This window comes from Ancylothrix sp. D3o, from assembly GCF_025370775.1.
Lineage (GTDB): Bacteria > Cyanobacteriota > Cyanobacteriia > Cyanobacteriales > Oscillatoriaceae > Ancylothrix.
The window spans coordinates 1-20,972 of the sequence record NZ_JAMXEX010000037.1; the positions used below are offsets into that span (position 1 = coordinate 1).

The window sequence follows — 20,972 nt, forward strand, 5'->3', positions numbered from 1 at the left end:
TGAACAGCTTATTACCCAGCTTCTCCTTTAGATCCAGTAGGGTGTCGATAACATTCAGTTCGAGGACGTTTAGGTTGCTTGAAAGAAGCTGCTTCAACAACGGTAAACTCTCTAACGCTTCTGTGATAAGGGTTTCAGGCGTGCCCTTTGGGAATGCGATGGCGCAGGATGTAATGCTGCTCATATATGTTGACCTAGTTTGCTACTTTTTTGTTGAATGGCAGAGTTACCTACTGGAAAGCCTGTCACAAGCTTTCCAGACTTCTCTTGAGATTATAATACAGTATAATAAATTTTAGTTAGAGCGGTATGTTTCGTTTTTCAAAATTTGGCGAGCTTCACTTTCTGGGAAGGAACCAGCATATTAGGCAGGCTTCTGGATGAGTCGGCTTGTATAACAGTGGGGTAGGGTGCTATCTTAGAGATGCTATTTTTTTGTGAATGGGGAGTTATCTACTCCTTTTTTATTATTTGAGCCACTCTAAATTATCGTTGTCGAGGCAAATCCTGTGGTTACGTTGCTTCAGTTTTGCCTTGGATGCAGTGAAGGGACACCGTAAGTGTGTGGTTGCTGCTTTTAGGCTGATTGTCCTGTGGCTGTCTGGGATGGTGGGTAGTTCGGGAAGCTCTACCTTATTTTATTTTATTTTCTAATGCTAAAATTGAATCGTGTTTAGTTTGCGGGCGAGATCAGAAGTGGCTAGACCAGCAAGAAAAAATATTGTGCCTGTATCGGTTACGATTCCCTCTGAGTTGAAAGATAAGCTAGTTAGTCTGGCTGAATACCCCTATGGGACAATTAGCAACGCTGCTGTGGTTTTGATGAAAAAAGGGCTTGAAACTGAAAAATTACAGGATGAGTTGACCTTTGAGAAATACTTAGAAATCTTGCCAGAATTGTCTGAAGAAGAAATTTCTATTTTGTGCCGCAAGTGCGGTGAGCTTTTGCTGATGCAAATGGAGAAACGTAGACAGTCAGCTAAATAATCTCTTGAACAATCTCTTTTAGTCTTTAAAAACCACATCTTATTTTTTTGTGGCGAAAGTTTTTTCTTTCTGAGAGAGAGGTTTTTGGCCGTAAGTAAACAGTTTTTCTGTTCAAAAAGAAAAACGAAATAATATTTTAATTTTATAAACTAACTATAAGAAAAACGAAAAATTGTAAAAATTTAAGGGGTAAGCGAGAATGGAGGTGATGTTGCGGTAGATAGGAGATGAAAAGTGCCGAAGTTTAAGGCTGATATTGGCAGTAAGTTGGCACGTCTAAAGATTTTGATTGATCATATATATGGCCAGATGGAGCAGGATGACAGGCGAACAAATCTGATTCGCTTTTTGAATCGTTTTCCAAATTCTGAGCCTGTCGGTTCAGCTTTATCCATTAATCGCTGGGTGGACGGTAAGCAATTTCCAGGCGCAGGCACTCGCAGACGTCTGGCGCAGGCGTTGGGAATTGAAGTGGAAATGATGGAGAAATTTTTATTAGAAGGTTCGACATCATCAGAAGAGTTTTTAAATAATTTACCACCCGTTCCTCCAGAGTATCGACGGACGCGGTTATATTTGCCACCAATAAATGTAGGAGATCCGGCATCTGTAGCAGAAGTAATTTCTAAAATTGCTAATGGACTAAGCCTTGAAGACTCAATGGCTGCCTTTGTACATTTTGAGACAATTCTTACACGACGGGTACGGAATAATACAGAGTATTCTGAAAAGTTTTTAGAAGCTTTATTACGTTTATTGGTTGCTTATTTGGGGCCACAAAAAGATTATTCTTTTTTTCGACCATCTAACCTTACAGAAAATTCTTCTAAGATTGTAGCTAATTTTCAAAAACCATCAACAAAAATCCAGAAATTAATTTGCGAATATTCAGATGCCGTCCGAGCCGTTTTTGAAGGTGTTATTCCAGATGTTGATAGCCGTCTTACTGCGCTACAATTGGGTGAAAAACCAACAGAAAAAGAGATAGGATTACTTGTAGGAGCTTTGCCTATAGGTAGGGAAGAACTAATGCAACTTTATGAGCAGGAGTTTGGAAGTGGAAATCATCACGAGGGCGTTTGCCATTGTTAATGAGAAGGCTGCAAAAATGTTTGCTTCCGCGTGTGGTTTGGATTTTAATACAGTAACCTTTTGCGGCAACTTAATTAAAGTGAGGGCTGAATCGGTAGATGAGGCTAAGCTTATTTATATCCATAAATACAACTTATTGAGCTTTTATAGTTGGTCTTGGAATCAAATTGGTGTTGAGATTTACTGGCAAGATACAGATGGTCGAGTTAGAATGTTTTTTGTGGCTGGCAAATCTAAGCGCAGGAACGCTAAATTAATCAATGTTCTATTAGGAGATATGAAGATGCAATCATTTTTACCTCAAGAATTAAATAAATCAGCATTAATTTCATTTAATGAGCAGCCGTTCCTTTGGGGGTGCGTATCTGCTGAATGGTTGCGGATTGCAATGGCGATTTCTGAGCAGCCTTTACCATGCTTCTTGGTTAGTATGGACTATCACCGGAATATTATGTTTAATAAGGCTGCTTTGGAACTGCTGCACTCGACACCTCATAAGTTGCTTACAAAATCTTTGCCCAAATTTTGGGTTCCAAAATTAGAGCCGGTTGATTATTCGGAGGCGCTCCCTGGATCTATGGTTGATTTTAATGCAGCGTTGCGGACATCTTCATCATCTCGTCTTAATAATTTCAAGTTTCAAGGTTGGAAGGAAAATGCGGAAGAAAATACCGCAGAGTGGGTGGAATGGACGGAAAATATTGAGTATATAGAACTTCCGAACGGTGGCCATGCTCGTAAGATGACTGTTTTGGATTGGAGAGAAATGGCAATTCCTTCTAATTAACAAAAAATGGATGATAATTTGAACAAAAGGTGGGCAGCTAACAAACTACTCATAATATTCATCCAATTTTTTCCAATACTAAAATCTCTTGATAAATTAACCCGTTGATATGCTCTATTACTTGACCGGCCAACTCTTTACTATGAACTAACACTCCCATTTCCATATTCAGGGCTAGTGCATATTCGGTTAAATTCGCACTGGAGATAAAGAGGTCGCTGCTATCTACAACCAAACACTTAATATGCAAAGACCCAAACCTACCTTCTGAGTCGGTCGGTCGTTGTTCGTGCGGCCATACAAATACTTGCGCTCTACTCACAATTTCAGCACCGAAAGCAGTTTTAATCCCAAAAGGAATTTTAGCATTATCAGAATCCGAGGTTTCTACAATAATTCGTAAATTTACACCTCTATTAATAGCATCTACCAACGCCGCCGCAATTTCTGGTACTTTATAAACAGCGAAACTAATTAAAAGTAAATCCTCTTGAGCATCTCGGATTAATTGTAGTAGCACTTGGTCAGTGCGACGCAGAGGGAGACTAGAAACATTAGGGCCAGTCCATACTATTTCAGCCGATAACTCTTCTTGATTTTGTTGCTCACAATAAGCAGCAGTCAATAAAGCAGTAGCCAAAGAAGAACTATCTAAATTAGGGTTTTCAGTATGCCATAATAGCAGTAGTTCCGCGATTGTTTGCCGCCAACTAGCTTTAGGTAAACGTTGGAATAATTCAGCTTTTAACCGGCCCTCACTATACCCTAGTTCTTGATAGCTACTTAACACATTAGTAATTGATTCCAACGTTGGCGTTGGCAATTCTAAAGCAACTCGCCGAATTTGAGCCATAAATTGAGGTGAAAGCATTAATTAACTTTGAAGAATGCTAATTCATTTAGATCAGATTTCATCGTCGGAATTAACAAAGAGCGATCCAGATACTTATTACCCCGTTCACAGGATGTTTCAGGGCTGAACAGACAAGCATGGCAAGCGGCCCAATGCAAAGAAGCTGTATTTGCTGAGGGAGTATGTTCTGCACATAAGGGGTCAGAAGCACATAAGCGCATCTGTTCTAGCGCTTGGTTAATGTGACGACCTAAAATATTAGGTTCACCTAAACTTACTAACCCTCCTAGCGTACCTTCGCTATCTGGTGCAGCCGTATAAAGCAAAACACCGGCCATCGGGCCATTATCCTCATTGGGATATTTCGAGTAAATGCGTTCCCGTAAACTAGCAGCAGTGTAACCGCATTCAATCGCCAATTGCCTCATCAATGCGTGAGAGAAAGAATGCAGTAAAATATAACGAACGCCAGGGTAATTGGCATCAGGTTCTAAAGAACGCGCCCGACGCCAACTACGATGGGCTTCTAAACTTTTTTGTTGGTAATCTTTTAATAGCGGGGTACTCCCTAACCAATCTTGTAATGCTTGTTCCTTAAATTGAATAAAAATCCCTTCCCCTCGCACTTCAGAAGCCGGCACCCAAGTCGGCTGAGAACGACTTAAAGATGCCCAGTTTTCCTGCGGTAATTCTCCAGTTTCAGCATAATCACCAGGTGACTCAATCCTAGTAAAACCTACTAAAGCACGAACTTCTCGTAACCGTTCAACTAATACTACTTTTTCAATATAAGATTCATAACCTTGAGGAGGGGCGACAGGAGTTAGGCAAAAATCAGAGTTATTTAAACTCGTATCAGCTTTAGAAAAAACTTGCCATTCTGGAGATTTGATATCTTTAACATCAATTGAATCATCTTCACTAGAACCTTTACGTTTATCCTCTATATATTGCCAAATTTCTGCATCTGAATACTTAGCAAATTCTTTGAGTTGCCCGATTTGGCGGAAAGCAGAAAGAACATCAATTGTGCCAGCTTTTTCTAACACCATCCAATGTTTATCTACCAGTTGACCGAGTTGATTAACAGTGGTAGGAATGGAGAGAACAGAAAGCGTTATAGGGAACCAACTATTTGAAGCACCCAGTAATATACTCTTCATTTGTTCGGTGCAGCCTGTATCATCAAAACTACGCAAATGTGGATTACGTCCCCGACATAGGGGTAGATTTCTTTTACCTAATTCCCCAAAAGCATCAGACATCCGACGAGAAGCTTTACAAGCATCGCATCTAACATCAATATCGGTAGCAGAGCCCGAAACCCCATACTCGTAGAGGCGGAGATGACCATTACAATTAGTGCTACCTTTGTGTACGAAAAAGCGCCAAGGAAAATCATCTAAATGCCCGTGTTGACAAGCAACTAAAAATCTGGCAGGAATAACAGTAGGAGGATTTTTTCCTTTCGGACAATTACTGTGAACGTAGCGATTTTTTTCAGGTCGATAGCGGTCTGTTTTTAGCTCGAATAACCCCGATTGTAGAGGGGCAAGTAACCGGCATTGAGGACATAAAACCCAAGTTGGGAAGGGTGAAACAGGAATTCCTACTTTGACACCTTCATCAAATGGATTAGGAATTGCGTTGTTGGTATCGGAGGCGATAGGTGGTGTTAGCAGTCTTTTAACTTGATTTCCCAGTTCTTGACGAACGGCTGCTAGTAACCGTTCTTCTCCTAATTCCGAAGCATAGTTAATATCCCAATCATCTAATCCCATTACCATTGTAGAAAGGTTGGGTAAATCTACAACCGATCCTACGCCTGAAGAAAATAAAATTTGGCTAGGGCGTAATTCACCGACTTTGTTTTTAGATGGAAACTGATTTGTGGTCATAATAATTAAAAGCAGAATGGTAGTTTTTTAATCAATTTGAGAACTTTCATCAAGCGGTTGGGGTGGACGATAGTCATCATCGGGAAGACGATCATCTAAAATTAGAGCAATAGTTGGTTCTACATTTCGTAAAGAATTTAAGCAGGTAAATGGTTGCCAATTGCTTTGCCCAGGTTGTTCTAATAATGTGATGGTAAGACCATCTTTCTGAGTTTGATATTTTAAAGACCTACCCCCAATAGGATTACCTGCTATCTCTAACCAATAGTCGAGTTTTGCTTGTAATTCCTGTTTAACTAAATCACGGGTTTTGCTATCTCCTACCGCCCAAGCCCGATTACAAATTGTATCAATAGCCGCTTGCACAAATGGATGATCACGGGAAATTGTTCCGGCTTTATGATTGGCATTTAATTCGCTACCGGCTAAACGAATTAAGGAAACCAACAAAGCAGCTAATCCTCTATCAACGGCGCGGGGGGCAAAAGGAGTAATAGAAAGGGCTTCAACGTGCTGATAGAAGGTAGCATGATAATGTTCAAATTGCTCATAGTGAGATAAATCTCTAGGTCGTGCCCAGTTATAAACTGTTAAAACTAACCCCGGAAAAGTACGCCCTACCCGCGAGGTAGCTTGGATATATTCAGCAGTAGTTTTTGGTTGTCCTGTTACCACCATTACGCCTAAACGTTTTACATCTACACCAACAGAAATCATGTTAGTAGCGAGTAAAACATCTAAAGGTTTACGCTTATTATTTTTTTGTGGTTTTTCTGAAGAAAAAGGAGTCTCTAACCAATCCAATACAATCGGTATATCCGTAGAATTTTTGCGAGAAGTTAGTTCCTCTACTTCAATTCGTAAGCGTTTTGCTAAACCTCTTTGGTCTGTTTTTCCTAACCGAGATTGGATATCGTCATCAACTAAACGCCGGGTTCCTCCCAGTTCCCGCATTGAATTAAAATAACCGACTAAAGTCATCCAAGGATCAACAATATCTCCTTTTTTTTCAAATAAATCTTGCGATGCTGCTAACACTGCTGTATAAACCCGAATTAATGCTGCTTTTAATCGCCTTCCTGTGGCACAAATGCCTAAATAGCGCCGACCTGGAGAATTTGCTGAAGGAACACGTTGGCGAGAGAAAAAGTTGTCTGTGATATTTAATCCTTGAGGTGGAAAAACTTGCACTTGCCGCAAAAATAGGTTATGCACTTGGTCACGCGCTTGTCGAATTGTTGCAGTAGAAGCTATTACCTTGGGACGGACGATTTTACCATTCACTTCCCAAGAAGCTAATTTATCAACTGCTGTTTCATACAGTCCGACAAGAGTACCTAAAGGGCCACTAATTAAGTGTAATTCATCTTGAATAATTAAATCAGGCGGTCGTAAAAAATTAGTAGGAATTGTTTTAGCGGTGGGAAGCCCGTGTTTAGCTGGATGTGAGTCAGAATCCTCTATTTCAGGGGAACGGAAACCGTGACGAGTGCAGTATCCGTCTACTTTTCCAAATAGCATTTGCACTGCACCATTCCAGGGCATTTGGGCAAATTTGTCAACAGTTGCAATCAATAAAGTTGGCAATCGGCGATAAATTTCTTCATCTACAACGACAATCGGTAAACCTTCTGTCGGTGACTGTTTTTGGGTAAATAAACATCTTCCTAAAGCATCACCGCAGTAAATTAAAGTGCGTCCTTGTCCTTTGGCGAAAGATTCAACTTTAATATGTTGTTTGCCAGGGTCAATGTTAGAACCACACCAAGGACAATTTGTTAATTGATGGGGAGAACCGCTGCTACTTGGTTGATATTGTCCGAATTTTTGTTTAAGAATTTCTTCGCTTTGTTCTGTACGATTGGGAGTAGTTTTCATTCCCACCCATAACCCAATTCGGAAAGGTTCTTTTCCCCATTTTTGCTCATCTTGACGGCGAATTTCTTCACACGCACAAATTAAAGCTGTGGCGCGTTGGAATTGTTGTAATGTTAATAAGCGGAGGGTATAGCGCATCAGAACGGCAACACCGGCCTCCCCAGAACGACCAGCAATTGTTCCTTGCAATCTTCTCAAACCAATAGTGTAGGCTGTTAATCCCAGATATGCTTCAGTTTTACCGCCGCCGGTGGGGAACCACAGTAAATCGGCAATTGCTTCTGTTGGGTGACATCTATCTCTATGATCTAATTGGGTAATACTGGGAAGATTAAGTAAAATAAAAGCTAATTGAAAAGGTCGCCAGGTGCGATTTTTGGGGATATCAATTTCCTCTATTTTATCGCTATCACCGCGCCGTTTATTTTCAGCATAAATTGAGTGTATCCGTTGTTGCCACATGGCGCGGTTCATAAAACGGAAAGCTTCGGCGGCGTTGTTATCGGTTTGTAATAAATCAATTCCTGCTTGAATGCGTTGCAAAGCAATCTCACAATTTTCCATTGCTGTTTTTGCTGCATCCTGATATTCTGCTAAACCAGAGGCAGGGTCAGAAATTGTAGCAGTTTGTTGAGAAATCCATTCTGTGTAAGCAGTAGTTAAAGAACCTAAAGCCGTTGATAAATCAGGAATTTCTGCCAATTGTTTCATATCTAAAACTAACCCCGCCAGTCCGGGTATTTCTTCAACTTTTGGCGGTGTTGTTTGGGGAACTTCGTAAGCGGGAACGACTTTAGTAGAAAGGCGGATGGCGCGATGGGGATTTTCGGGTAGAGTTTCGGTGTGCACTCCTGTACCATGTCCAACAGCGAATTCTACACAGTTACGGTACAGCATCGCCATTGCTTGTTCTTCTGCAAATAAGGCGGGGTCAAGTTTACCCAGTTGGCGATTTTGTCGCCTTTTAATGAAGATGTCCGGTTGATAGTTATCGGCAGATTCTACAATGAGTTGGGGTTGAAATAACCACGCTTTATCTACTAATCTATCTGGTTCTTGTTGTCCATTTATTAAGAATAAAGTAACAATCCAATCATTACCCTGTTTACGAATTTGTCCTGAGACAATCACTTTTTCATAGTCGGGGTGAATTATCCAAGCGGGAATATTTCCTGCTTTGAGAAGAATGGGATTAGAAACCCCGCTAATTGGGGTACGTTTCCAGACAGTTTTAGGACTTTTACCATCTTCTTTGAAAATTGTTTCGCTGGCAATGCGTTCATACTGTCCCCAACCGGCTTTTATTTTAATTGCTTTGGCAGTTCCATCTACACAAAAAGTCATTCCCATTGAAGAGGGAAACATTTTTTCAGCAGGGGGAATGCTATTTTCTGTAGTTCCCTCTTCTGCTGTACCGCTACCTGCTACTGCTAATTCGTCTATTTGTTCGCGTGTTTCTTCTAATTCTTCGGGTCTAATGCGGCGATCTGTTGGTGCGAGGAGTCCAACAAGATAGCGGTCGCTGACTCGCATTTCGTCTATTTCTTCATATTCTCCCCCCGCCGGCCCCAATAAATCATCTAATATTGCTTGTTCTAAATTTTCCCGAATTCGATAATAATTTGACCGTTCTAAAATTGGCTGGGAATTACTTTCTGTTATCGCTAATTTTAATGACTTTTCGGCTTTTTCAGTGGCGGCTGAGGAAACAACCGGCACTATTTCTGAAACGCTGGCTGGTTCCTCTGTTTCTGGCGCTTCTGATGTTACGAGTGGTGGTTCTGGCGGAGGGCTTTGTTTCCAAACTGCCGGTGTTACCGGAGATGCAGGCTTTGGTTGAGAAGAGGATTTCTTTGTTTTGGGTTTGGTGTTTTGCAGAACCTCAACTACCCTCAGAGCAATGGTTTCAGACATCGTGCTGTCTTCCAAGTCCAGCACATCAGCATCTTGATCCAGTTTTAACCCTTCTAACAGAATAGCGAGGTGTGCTTCTGGGGCGGACACAACGGCACTCCAATCTAATTGAGCAGTCCGTTCGCGCAATTGTTGGTTAATGGCTGCTAAGTCTAAGTCGCCGGGAAGGATAGAAGGAAGTTGAAGAATGTTCATGCCGTTGTACCTAAATTCCACAAGTCAGGGTTGAAGTTTTGCAGCAGTGGAGAGGGGGTTTGTTGGGGGACAATTACCAGTAGTGCTCGCATTGCTCTCGTCATGCCCACAAATAAAGTGCGGCGTTCGCGGGCCAGGAGTTCTGCAATTTCCTCTTCTGGGGTACCTTTGGGAATTGTAGGATAAGGAGCATCCAGAAAACCGGCAATAACAGTAATCGGAAATTCGAGTCCCTTGGCAGATTTGAGTGTTAAGACTTTGACTCCCTGCCTGTTTAAATCTAACTCTCGACTACTCATAAAGTCTGCCTTTAAACCCAGATAATTGAGTTGTTCGGCAAGTTTTTTCCCGGCGCGTTCGGTAGGGGTGAGGACGGCGCAGGCATGAATACCTAAGCGGAACTCGTGGGCGGCTGCTTGACAAAACTGCTTTACCAGTTCGCCTTCATCATAGCGGTTGCTTACGCTGCGGACGGCTGGGGGTGGGCCGGTGTGAACGTAGGCGCGTTCGATAATTTCATCTTCTAGGATGCCATTGGCCAGATAATTGTGGGCGGCTTCGCTGATTTCTTTCGTGGTACGGTGGTTGAGGTATAGGATGCCGGTGCGACCGGCAAATTTTAAGTCTTGATGCACGTCACTCCAACGAAAACTGCTGCCGTAGATGGATTGGTTGGCATCTGCTGTAACAAACAGGCGGTTAGGGGCGCGACACAGCCCGATAAGCAAGCGTAGGGCGTTGGGTTCGAGGTCTTGAGTTTCATCGATGAGGACGGCATCATAGATGGGGGGATTTTTTAGGGTTTGCAGGCATTCCACAGCCCGACTCCGCAGTTGATGCCAGGTTTCCAGCCCCGCATCAGCCAGCTTTTGATATAAGTGTTGGCGTAGATGCCAGATGGCTTGCCGTTGTAATTTATTAAGAGCGATTGCTCGTCCGGTTCTGGGAGTTGTTTGGTAGCCGTTTAAGGTTTTGATTCCCCTTCCTTCGATGACTGTGCCAATTTCTTCCAGTAAGTAGTCTATAGTCAGGCGTTGTAGGGTTTGGGTTTGCGCTTGACATTGAAATGTGTTGCCTTCTAAGGTGGCGATTGCATGGGGTAAGATTTGTTTGATTAATGTTCGTAGTTGCCCAGATTCGGCGGGTTTGAGGTTGTTGGGGTTGTGAGAAAGTAATTCCCAGGCCACTTTATCGGCGGTTTTGACTTCGACATATCGGGCATCTTCACCTAATAAGCTTTGTAGCAGTTGTTCGCTGTAGGCAATCAGGGCGTTAGTGTAGGTGGTAAATAAAATTTTGGGTTCGCTGACACCGCTTTTTTTGAGGATTTCAATTAAGGCTTGGACGCGATAGAGGGCGACGGTGCTTTTTCCTGTACCGGGCCCGCCTTTGAGTAAAGTAGGGCCAGAGGCGTTGAGTGCCCAGGTGACAAATTTTTCCTGTTCGGGGTTGAGTTTGAGCAAAAAGCCTAACAGTTCGCCTTCTGTGAAGCGTAGCAAGTCGCCGGTGTTACCTGTAACAAAGCTGGGTTGGTCTAGTACGCGGTCAAAGTTGGGGGAGGTAATGCAGTCAAAAATCCGCTCAATTAATAGGGAAGGAATATCAACGGATAATAGCTCATCCAGGGTGCGACAGGAGAGAAGAATAGGAAAATATTCGTTAGGTACGAGTAATCGAGTCAGTAATTCTTCGGTGAGTTGGACGGGTAGCAGGATTTCTTTTGAAGCGTTTTGAGGTTGAGGGGTGGGGGTAGCGTTGGGTGTTAGGACATCTGACAAGTCGGGTAAGTTGCTGACATCAAGGGGGTTTGTTTCGGCAACGAGTTTGCTGCCTTTATAAACGTCTTTACGGGCATCTACGCCTAAGAGGGCCACCCATTTATCGCCGTAGGTGTAGATGATGCGGTAGTCTCCAGAACGCAAGCGGTAAACATCCCCTTTGTAGCCGTGCAGTTTTTTCTTTAAATTACCGTGAGGTTTAGGATCATCTCGTAGGACTTCAATTTTCTCTAAAATCTGCAAAATCCGCTCTTTTGGAATAGCGAATAGCTGATTTGTGAAAGTTGGTTTATGGATGAGTTCAAAGGGCATTTTATTTTATAAAAATTGGAAAAAATAGGATAATGTTAGTATTGAATCGACATCTTTTTATGTATTGCTTTGGAGGGTGGCTGCAATAGCATATAGTACGTTTTCTGTCTCGTTCACTACCTCTTGATTGGTAAATCGCAGCACTGTAAAACCATGTTGTTGCATCCAATCATCGCGGATTGAATCTTCTGTTTTTCGAGTTTCGTGAATGCTGCCGTCTACTTCAATAACAAGTCTTGCTTCGTGACAGTAGAAATCAGCAATGAAGCGATCAATATTGTGCTGTCTGCGAAATTTTGCGTTTAGTAATTGTCGATTTCGCAGACATTGCCAGAGGAGTTTTTCTGCGGGAGTTTGTTGTTTGCGGAGTTCTCTGGCGCGTTGGAGTAGTGCTTCTGGGATGCGCCGGTTCTTTCCAGCGAGTTTGGAGATTTCGCCCTCTCCCCCTAGCCCCCTCTCCCCTTGGGAGAGGGGGGACTGGAATTCGACTCCTCTTACTCCCTCTCCCTCTGGGAGAGGGCTGGGGAGAGGGTTGTTAGGCTGAGGGAGAGGGTTTGGGTGAGGGTTCCCAGGGCTTTGAGATGATGGGGAATTTGACATATCAATTAGGATTTTTGTTTAAAACAGAGAAATTTGTTCATACTGAGTTTCTGGTTCTACACTAGCTTTTTTCCTAGGGCTTGCCTTCCCCTTTTTCTTCCCTTTATCGTGCAACCCTTGGGCGACTTCTTCGGCGTAACGTTCGTGATTCAGCAGCAAAAGTCTATCTAGCACTTCCCGGCGTGCGGTTTCGCTGATGGTGAAGCGCAATCCTTGTTTAGTTTGGTGGAAATCATGCCCTAAGTCTATGTCTTGCCAACCGTAGGCGGCGGCGACGGCGTTATCCATTTCTATGTGTAATGAACGCAGTTGTTCAATATCGGCGGCGGTTTCTTCGGGGTTGTGGAAGCGGTTGTAGGTTTTGGTTAATCCTTCTTGGCGTGTTTGCATAATGCTTTGCCGGTGGGTGTAATATTTTTCGCCTATTTCTTCTAGGTTTGAAATTGATGGGGGAAAAGGGAAGGTTTCAAAGACATCTGAAGGTGAGTAATTTAAAGTTGTACCGCCAAGAGTTGAAGTATATTGTCGTGCCCATTCCCAGTGGAAACTACTTTGCATAATTGTAAAAATATAATTAGAATCATCTGGAAATAAAATAAGTTTTTCACTAAAAATTATCCCTGTTGTAAGCCAATCTACAGCATTACTTGGACTCACTCTAGCAGTAGTTAAAACTTTTGTTTTATCTGCCATCACATCATATAGTTCTGTCGTTGGTCTTTTAAATTGCCACCAACGTTTGGCTACATCACGATCTGTAGAATTACCTTTTGCTTTCTCATCTCTCTCTGGCTTAACTTTTTTTTCTACAATTTCTAAACAATCAGGATAATCAACAGCATAAGGTCTACCCTTTGGATTTTTCGGATCATCATACTCAGCATTCAAAGGCCAATCCTTAAAATTAATCACCCAACGACTCGGAGATTGATCTGGGCGAGAATTCAAATCCTCGCCATTCAAATAAGGAAATAAAACATCTTTATTGCGAGGATCTTTTTCAATCAAGACTCGTGCTTCCTCTGGAGTCAAAACAAAACCCATACCATGAACTTCTGTTCCCTTAAAAGATTTACTTTGGCTACCTAATAAACGATAAGGATTCCCTAAGATTTTACCCGGCGTTGTCAAAAATGCAGTAATTCCCTCAACCGGCTTTTCATCTAAAATAAACTCAGCCTGCCAATTTCCTTTAATTAGCCAAACATGAGCCACTTCTAAACTAGCAGAACCCTCCCATTTACGACTAGGAACAGCACGAGAAATCACACAGTTATTAGCAACTAATTGATCTAAACCAACCTCACGAGTATCACCTTGGGCAATTGTATTTGTAGCAACTAAACCAAACCCACCCCGAGAATTAAGTAACTGTTGCGCCCTTAAGAAAAAGTAAGCACATAAATCAGCACTTCCTCTTTTTCCATTAGCAATTTTTTCTACTAAAAAATCTCGATAATCTGTCCCTAAAACACCTGTAATTTTTTGCCCTCCCTGAAACGGAGGATTTCCCACCAACGCATCAAAACCGGCTTTCTCAGAACTTCCAATTAAAAACACCTCTGGAAACTCCAACGCCCAATGAAAAGTTTTCCTAGGCGGTTGTTCTTTAGGTTTTCCAATATTTAACATTCTTTCGCTCTTATCATAGTAAACCTTAATTTCCCGCTGTCTTTCCTCACCTTCTATCGCAAAAACACCCGCCACCTGCTGAGACAAAACACCCAAATCCTCAACCACCAAATCCCCCGTTTTCCCCGCTTGCATCAAAGCTTCCCCAACCAGCAAATCCCCAATAAACCGCACTTGATTTAAAGCCTTTTCCGCTTCCCTTAATAACTCATCCTTCCGCTGCAAATCCCGAATATCATTAACCGAAAACCCTTCTAACTCTTGCCGTTTAGCAATCGCCTCCTCTAACAAAGGTCTGCAAACTGCCGAAATAATCGATAATTGATTTCCCTCTTTCGGGTTAAGATTAAAAAACTCAATTTGCTGGGCATCCGTCACTCCCAACAGCGAATCACCCCATTTCAAAGCATGATTCAAAAACGTAAACGGTCGCCCCTTAGCCAAAGTAATCAACCACAAAGATAACTTCGCCATCTCCGCCGCCAAAGGATTTTTATCAACACCATAAAGACAGCGTTCCGCCACAATGCGCCGCGCCACCGTTAACCGTTCGTCATTATCTTTAGGTATCGGACATTCATCAGGACGAAACTGAGATAAAGTCCCCTCTGGTGCAATCACAACCTTACCCGGATTTTCCCGTTCTGCTGTTTCCCACGCCTCCACTAAACGTTCTGCCAAATAACGACAAGTCTGCACCAAAAACGCCCCACTTCCCATCGCCATATCGCAGACTTTTAGCTTTAATAAATCCTTAGCAGATTTCAGCCGCCATTCAGATTTTGGTTTCCCCTCAGCCACCCCTTCATAAACCAAAGGTTCGAGGGTATATTGCACAATTGGTTCCGTCAAACTACGCGGCGTGTAATGGGTGCCGGTTTCCCGCCGATTAGAACCTTGAGTCACATAAACGCTACCCGTCGGAATCACAACCGGATATTCCAAAGTATCCAACCGAATCAAACCGGCAAACGGCAAAACCCGCTGATACAACTCCTCATCATTATTACAAGCCACCCGCAAACGCTCCTGCATCCGGGGTAAAATCTCTGCTGAGAGCGCCTTCTTTAAAGCAGCAGGGGTTTTATTCGACTGTTCTTTGAGCGCTTTGACCAAATATTCCTCACCCAGGGCTTGCAGCCCCTCCAATTCCGCCAGCGCTACTTCCGGTTCCCGTTCCCGCGTACCAATTAAACCCAAAATCGGCGCACTCGCCCGAACTGCGGTATGGTCAAGTAAACCCTCGTAAACATGACCAATTTGTTCAATATCCAACGCCCGAAACGAAAGACGGCGAGGTTCCAAACTTCCCCCGACGCGAATTTGCAAAACTTGCAAAGCTTCCAACAAATGCAACACAATCCGATTATTCACTGGAATGGGTTCAGCAGCCGTACTTTTCCAGTCGGTAGCCGGTGCCCTTCCTTCTAAAAATGGGAATCTATCGGGGTCAAATAAACTTCCCCCATAGGCGGGAATATCCAACAAATCATGGCGAATTCCCCCAAAAACGGCCCGAAATGTCGCCAACAACCGGCACCAAGCATCGCTGCGACGTTCCAACACCTCCTCACCAAACTTATCCGCATCGCTGCGTAACTTAGCCGCAATCGTAGAAACGGCATAATTATCGTTATAAAGAGTTTCTCCCCCCGCCGAAGGAATTAACTTGCGTTCCTCAGCCGCAAACAAAAACACCAACCGCATCATCACGGTTAGCGCCGCTTCATAAAGCTGAGTTTCCGAGATATTCTTTAAAAGACTGCGATTTCTATCTTGATCAATACGATCTAAAGCCTGTACCAACACTTCTACAGCCCGCCGTACCTGATACCCAAGTTGGTCTGTAACTTCCTGTTGGTCAGTGATACTCTGGGAGAGCATGGTTTCCAGCGTTTCGGAGTCATTGACACCAAAAAACCGCCGCACTCCCAACAAACTCCGAAACGCCCGCAGCGTCAAATGTTCTTCTAACCAAAGCGTTGCGTACCAAGAAATAAAGCCGGTTGTTTCCCCACGCGGCGCATTCACCAGCATCCAATGTTCGCCATTTGTCACCAGCCCCAACCGCACATTACCCGCGTGCAATAATTCCATCATCCGAGTAGCAGGGCTGGCTTTCCAACGTTGTCCCGCCAAAGGTTTCTCTAAATCCTGTTGAGCCGGTACAATTTGAACTAATAACCGAGGTTTGCCGGCGTCTGCTGTGCCTTGAGGATTTACAATTACCCAATCAGGACGGAGGGTTTCGCCATGTTCTGCAACGCTTACTTGCAAGCCGGGGGGGATACGCTGCCCTTCTAACAATACCTCATCCGGCAATTCCAAACTCTGCCCCAACACAAACTCCACCCAAGCCCGATGTATCGCTTTTTCAGGACGCGCCCCAAATTGATTATCCTGCCATTCTTGATAAGCTAACCGTAACAGCTTCAAGTGTTCTGGGTCATGGGCATCTAAGCCACTGGGAAAGACTTTCAGCAAAACGGGTAAACTTAAAAAGGGGCCGGAAGCTTCAACGAGGGATAACCATTCGGCGTGGTGGCGTGCGGTAGACATGGTACGGGGTGGGGAGTAAGGTTTTATTGTGGGCGAATGGCGTTAACTAAGATACCTAGAATTTTATTGATATCTTTAATATAGTATTCACTGAGATCGATGGATATGGTTTTGGACTCTAATTTTAAAAACTGCCAAATTGTGCCAATGGTAATTACTCCATAAATTGCTTTAAGGTGATCCGCGAGTTTTTTGATGATAATTTATTTGATAAGCTTTTGGGGAATTAAGTAAGTTACTGCTAAAGGAAACAGTTGGGGTGTTGGGTTGGCAAATCGAGAACGAATAGCTGCTGTTTCCTGTTCAATTTCGCCTGGTATCTGTTCAATTCTTAATTTTAAGCTGTTGACATTTCGCTCAAATTGTGCTTTTTCGTCAGTATTAAATAATTCCAATTGCTTAAATTCTGGTTGCTTCAATTCTTGCTCAATACTGCGCTGTAATTCAGTTAAAATCGCTGTAATATCCGCAACTTCTTTATCAGCACGATTTTGTAAATCTCGTTGTAAACTCGCAGTTCTGTCATTCATCCGCGCCTGCAAGCTTTTCAGTAAATCCTCAGCATAATTTGGCCAAATATTTGCTAATTTTTGCTTAATATTATCCGGCGCTTCTTTTGGTAATACTGCACTTAAAGCTACTTGTAATTGCATAACTTTTAGACGAGTGAATTTACCATCTTTTAGCACTCCACCGGCTGTAATTACTTCTTCATGTAAACGCTGTTGATCACTACCTAAAATCACCAATCGGCCATAGGCTACTACCGCCGGTGTTTCCAAGCCAGAATTTCCAGAAACTACCCTCGCAGTCACACGATGTAAACCTTTCTTTTCACCCCCAGCCCAAACTTCTGCCCGTAGCAAACGTAAACACATTTGTACTAAACGATGATTCAAATGGGCTAATACTAAATCATCGCGCCCTTGGGATAATTCTGGATCAAAAACAATCGGTCGAATTTCTTTTGTATGAGGATGGGCTAACCCTTCACTACACACAGCCCAACTGCTTTTTAATGGTGGTAAATAAAAGGCTTTCCCCCCTAAATCTTTTATTTCAGCTTCGATTAATGGTGGCTGTTCTGCTAATTCCAATCCAATTTTTACTACGGTTTCAATATTATCAGGCGTTAACCGTAAATTCTGCCGAGTTTCGTTTAACTGTTCCCGCAATTTATCAATTTGTTCTCTCACCTTCCGCTCAAATTTTAACATCCGACGTACAGGTTCCGATTCTCCTTCTGCTTTGCTAGTATCCAAAGTAGCCCGATATCCTAACATCGCTTCTTCTACTTGTTGAGCAATTACCGGCCCAACTTTACCTAAATCTTCTCTAATATTATTAACTTTTAATGCCGCCCGCATCAAGAATTCTAAATCACCTTCTAATTCTCCGGGTTTAGCTCCTGATACTGAATTTTGTTGATAATTTTTACCGACAAAATGATATACTAAAACTTCGTTGGCTTTTTGTCCGTGCCGGTCAATTCTTCCATTCCGCTGTTCCATCCGGTTGGGGTTCCAGGGAATTTCATAATGTATTAATTTTGAGCAATAATTTTGTAAATCTAACCCTTCAGATGCTGCATCCGTTGCTAGTAGAATTCGCACTGGGGAAATATCTGGGTTAGCTTGGAAAGCAGCTTTTACTTTTTCTCTATCTTCCGAAGCCATCCCACCATAAAGGGTCATCAATCTTTCCCCCTCTACCAGTTTTTCTGCTGCCAATAAGTTATACAGCCATTTTTGGGTAGCCCGATATTCGGTGAATATAATTACGCGCTCATTTGACCATTTACCATCCGGTTTAATATGAGTAAAAATCCAGTTTAATAACTCTTTGGCTTTGGCATCTGGTCGTTTAGCTGCATCATCAGCCCATTGTCGCATTTCTTGTAATAGTTGTTGTTCTTCCCCCGAAAGTTGGCGAAATAACCGGCTAGTGTTTGTAATGGCTTCATCGGTTGTTTCTTCGTAAATTGCATCATCTGCAAATTCTTCTTCGACTTGTTCTAATTGCCGGCGTAAAATTCCTTCAGTTGGCCGTGATAAAGTGGTAGTGCGCCGGCGGGCATTAGTTAAAGATTGTTCGTGCTGGGCTAAGGTAGTTGCAAAGGCTTCTGGTGAAGAAAATAAACGTTTTTTTAAAAGTTTTAAAACAAATTCAGTGGCATATTTTTCGGTATTATCTGCCACGCCTTTACAGCGCAATTCGGTATAACGTTTTAAAGCTGTGTGTGCTCTGCGTTCGGCGGTGGGGTAATCCACTAAAATGGGTTCTAGTTTCCGCACTGGAAATAAAGGCGAACCATCCCAATTTTGCATTTCCTGTTTCAGCCGGCGTACCATGACAACTTGTAGTTGTTTATGATCTGGAGAGACTCCTCTCGCAAATCGTTGTGAGTCTAGTAATTCTAATAAGGCGGTGAAACTTTCGGGATAACCGTTATGGGGAGTTGCTGTTAAAAATAGCTTGTGTTCAAAATGAGGAACTAATAATCTAATGGTGGCTGTTCGTAGGGAATCAACTGCATATTTTCCGCCACCTGATGGTGCGACGTTGTGCGCTTCATCTACTATTAGCAAATCAAAACGACGTGGATAGAGGGGTTCACCTTCAGCGGGTAGGAGTTCGCGGAATAGTCGCAGGGGCCGGTCGCGTTTGATAAAATCGATTGAGGTAATTAATCTGGGGAAATGTTGCCAAGGATTGACATGGATACCGCGAGAACGTCGTAACTCTTTCATTAAGTTACTATCAACAATCCGAAAATCTAAACCAAATTTATCTCGCATTTGGTCGCGCCATTGAATTTGTAATGCTGAAGGGCAGATAATTAAGATGCGCCGGCAACGATGACGGATGGTTAATTCTTGGGCTACTAGGCCGGCTTCAATGGTTTTTCCTAATCCTACGTCATCTGCAATTAATAAGTTAACACGGGGCATTTGAATGGCACGAACAACGGGGTCAAGTTGATAATCTTCGATGTCTATACCGCTGCGAAAAGGAGATTGGAGAGTGCGAATATCGGCTGTTGAAGCGGCGCCCCAGCGTACTGCATCTAAAAAAGCGTCTAATTTGGCCGGTTCATCAAAGCCGGTAGGTTGCGGTAGTTCCATCCGTTCCCTAACAGATGCTTCTGGCTCTAATTCCCAGACTACTTGTAATTCTTCCCCCAAGGCGTCATCTTCTATAGAGGAAAGTGTAACTAGATTTTCAGGCCGGTCTGTTCCTCTTACCAGTGGGTTAGCCGGTATAGCACTGGGGCGAATGTCGGTTACTACATATTGGCGTGAACGCACTTTTACTAATTGGCCCAGTTCTGGTACTGCTCTAGTAAAACTCATAATTTTTTGTAAAAGTTTAGATATGGATGAAGATTAAATGTTAAATGGCTGAGTTAATTATTTCATGGATCTGCTGCCATTCCTGGGGAGTAACCTTGTAATTAGTAGCGTTTGGCTGACGAATCACAGATAAGCTCTTCAGTATTGGGTCTTGTTTTAAATTTTCCCTTAATAAGGGTGCGTCTAACAATTTTTTCGTAAAGCGAATGGTTGCTTGAGGTTTGCTACCCAACCGGCTTTTGTCCAGCCAATAGTCGATATCCGGTTGCTTATCCACCATTTTCGGCTGTTCGATAATTTCGGCAGTGGCATAAATTCCAGCTTTCTCTCCCGCCTGCCAAATCAATACCCCATCCCCAACGGTCATCTCGTTGACATAGCGTGTAACCAGCCAAGGCATTTGCTCAGAATCGCGGATGGCGTCCCCCAGCCGATAATATTTAGGATTTGCTTGAAATAACCAATATTTCACTCGTTTTCACCGGCACAATAAGCTGGTACTGCTGTTTGGGGTAATTATAGCTAAGTTACCGCTCCTAGTTTAGAAGGGAACCCGTTTAGGTTTTGAGTTTTGACACATTGGGTAAGGGAATCTGGATAATCTCTGCTTTTTGGGCAATCCTCAAAACTTTTTGTCAATGCAAAGTATCTGGCCGGTTTAGTAATTATTTGAAATAATGCAGTCTAATCTTGTAGAAAAGTTACCTTTACCGGACATCTGTACTTGTGGAAACAGGAAATTTAAATTTTTTATACTGATTTGTCTAGGAAAGTCTAATAACACTATCAATAACTAAAATATCAGGATTTAAGGGGTATTTTATCGCCCTGAAGTGGTGCGTCTCATAGAATTAATCTAATCTGTTTTCTACGTTCTTGTTCAAAATTAAAACCCTTATATTTTTACTGCTCTTGGTTCTAATGCAAAACCTAGTCCTTTTTGCTTTTTTCTCACCCTGTCAAATCCAAGAGTTTTACAAGTTATGATAAACTTGGTTTATATTTGAAGGAACTTAAGGAGGTTATACTATGGATTCAGAACGTCGTAAACTCGAAATAGGATTAGAGGTATCATTAAAGTTTGCTTTTGAACAATGGTGCGAACTATTGAAGAAGGATATCGATAAACAGATA

General features: G+C 42.7%; 12 protein-coding genes. 3 read left to right on the plus strand and 9 right to left on the minus strand.

From position 1 onward, the window contains the following. A partial coding sequence (locus NG798_RS24955; RefSeq protein ID WP_261226428.1) for a hypothetical protein occupies positions 1 to 184 on the minus strand: 184 nt, incomplete at its 3' end. 539 nt (positions 185 to 723) lie between these two features. Here NG798_RS24955 and NG798_RS24960 point away from each other — a divergent pair. The 3 genes from NG798_RS24960 to NG798_RS24970 all read left to right on the plus strand — a co-directional run bounded on the left by NG798_RS24960 (position 724) and on the right by NG798_RS24970 (position 2,866). Beyond that, positions 724 to 987 (plus strand): hypothetical protein, encoded by a 264-nt coding sequence (locus tag NG798_RS24960; protein WP_261226429.1) that lies wholly within the window; start codon positions 724 to 726, stop codon positions 985 to 987. A gap of 234 nt (positions 988 to 1,221) precedes the next feature. Beyond that, positions 1,222 to 2,079, plus strand: coding sequence for a hypothetical protein (locus NG798_RS24965; protein ID WP_261226430.1), 858 nt, complete (start codon positions 1,222 to 1,224; stop codon positions 2,077 to 2,079). Next, the gene (locus NG798_RS24970) at positions 2,045 to 2,866 is read left to right on the plus strand and encodes a hypothetical protein (protein WP_261226431.1); all 822 of its coding nucleotides are present in this window, start codon (positions 2,045 to 2,047) and stop codon (positions 2,864 to 2,866) included. Before NG798_RS24965 ends, NG798_RS24970 begins: the two co-directional genes overlap by 35 nt. A gap of 58 nt (positions 2,867 to 2,924) precedes the next feature. On the opposite strand, the gene drmC is transcribed toward NG798_RS24970, so the two are convergent. From drmC to NG798_RS25010, 8 genes are all read right to left on the minus strand, one after another. After that, the gene (gene drmC / locus NG798_RS24975) at positions 2,925 to 3,737 is read right to left on the minus strand and encodes a DISARM system phospholipase D-like protein DrmC (protein WP_261226432.1); all 813 of its coding nucleotides are present in this window, start codon (positions 3,735 to 3,737) and stop codon (positions 2,925 to 2,927) included. Next, the gene (gene drmB, locus NG798_RS24980; RefSeq protein ID WP_261226433.1) at positions 3,737 to 5,617 is read right to left on the minus strand and encodes a DUF1998 domain-containing protein; all 1,881 of its coding nucleotides are present in this window, start codon (positions 5,615 to 5,617) and stop codon (positions 3,737 to 3,739) included. The genes drmC and drmB overlap by 1 nt, the downstream gene beginning before the upstream one ends. Before the next feature lie 27 nt (positions 5,618 to 5,644). Further along, positions 5,645 to 9,604: a DISARM system helicase DrmA gene (gene drmA / locus NG798_RS24985; protein ID WP_261226434.1), complete on the minus strand. Its 3,960-nt coding sequence runs from the start codon at positions 9,602 to 9,604 to the stop codon at positions 5,645 to 5,647. After that, the gene (locus tag NG798_RS24990; protein ID WP_261226435.1) at positions 9,601 to 11,694 is read right to left on the minus strand and encodes a UvrD-helicase domain-containing protein; all 2,094 of its coding nucleotides are present in this window, start codon (positions 11,692 to 11,694) and stop codon (positions 9,601 to 9,603) included. The genes drmA and NG798_RS24990 overlap by 4 nt, the downstream gene beginning before the upstream one ends. A gap of 57 nt (positions 11,695 to 11,751) precedes the next feature. Beyond that, positions 11,752 to 12,294 carry an endonuclease domain-containing protein gene (locus NG798_RS24995; RefSeq protein WP_261226436.1) on the minus strand — a complete coding sequence of 181 codons (543 nt, stop codon included), beginning with the start codon at positions 12,292 to 12,294 and terminating at the stop codon, positions 11,752 to 11,754. An 18-nt stretch (positions 12,295 to 12,312) separates the two neighbouring features. Continuing rightward, positions 12,313 to 16,485: an Eco57I restriction-modification methylase domain-containing protein gene (locus NG798_RS25000; protein WP_261226437.1), complete on the minus strand. Its 4,173-nt coding sequence runs from the start codon at positions 16,483 to 16,485 to the stop codon at positions 12,313 to 12,315. A 203-nt stretch (positions 16,486 to 16,688) separates the two neighbouring features. Next, positions 16,689 to 19,838 carry a DISARM system SNF2-like helicase DrmD gene (drmD, locus tag NG798_RS25005; protein ID WP_261226438.1) on the minus strand — a complete coding sequence of 1,050 codons (3,150 nt, stop codon included), beginning with the start codon at positions 19,836 to 19,838 and terminating at the stop codon, positions 16,689 to 16,691. A gap of 40 nt (positions 19,839 to 19,878) precedes the next feature. Next, complete coding sequence (locus NG798_RS25010; protein ID WP_261226439.1) at positions 19,879 to 20,310, minus strand: EVE domain-containing protein; 432 nt, start codon at positions 20,308 to 20,310, stop codon at positions 19,879 to 19,881. Positions 20,311 to 20,972 lie beyond the last annotated feature (662 nt).

Coding starts and splice junctions, on each gene's coding strand:
- drmB (WP_261226433.1), bottom strand. CDS start 5,617: ATGACCACAAATCAGTTTCCATCTAAAAACAAAGTCGGTGAATTACGC.
- NG798_RS24990 (WP_261226435.1), bottom strand. CDS start 11,694: ATGCCCTTTGAACTCATCCATAAACCAACTTTCACAAATCAGCTATTC.
- NG798_RS25000 (WP_261226437.1), bottom strand. CDS start 16,485: ATGTCTACCGCACGCCACCACGCCGAATGGTTATCCCTCGTTGAAGCT.
- NG798_RS24995 (WP_261226436.1), bottom strand. CDS start 12,294: ATGTCAAATTCCCCATCATCTCAAAGCCCTGGGAACCCTCACCCAAAC.
- drmA (WP_261226434.1), bottom strand. CDS start 9,604: ATGAACATTCTTCAACTTCCTTCTATCCTTCCCGGCGACTTAGACTTA.
- drmD (WP_261226438.1), bottom strand. CDS start 19,838: ATGAGTTTTACTAGAGCAGTACCAGAACTGGGCCAATTAGTAAAAGTG.
- drmC (WP_261226432.1), bottom strand. CDS start 3,737: ATGCTTTCACCTCAATTTATGGCTCAAATTCGGCGAGTTGCTTTAGAA.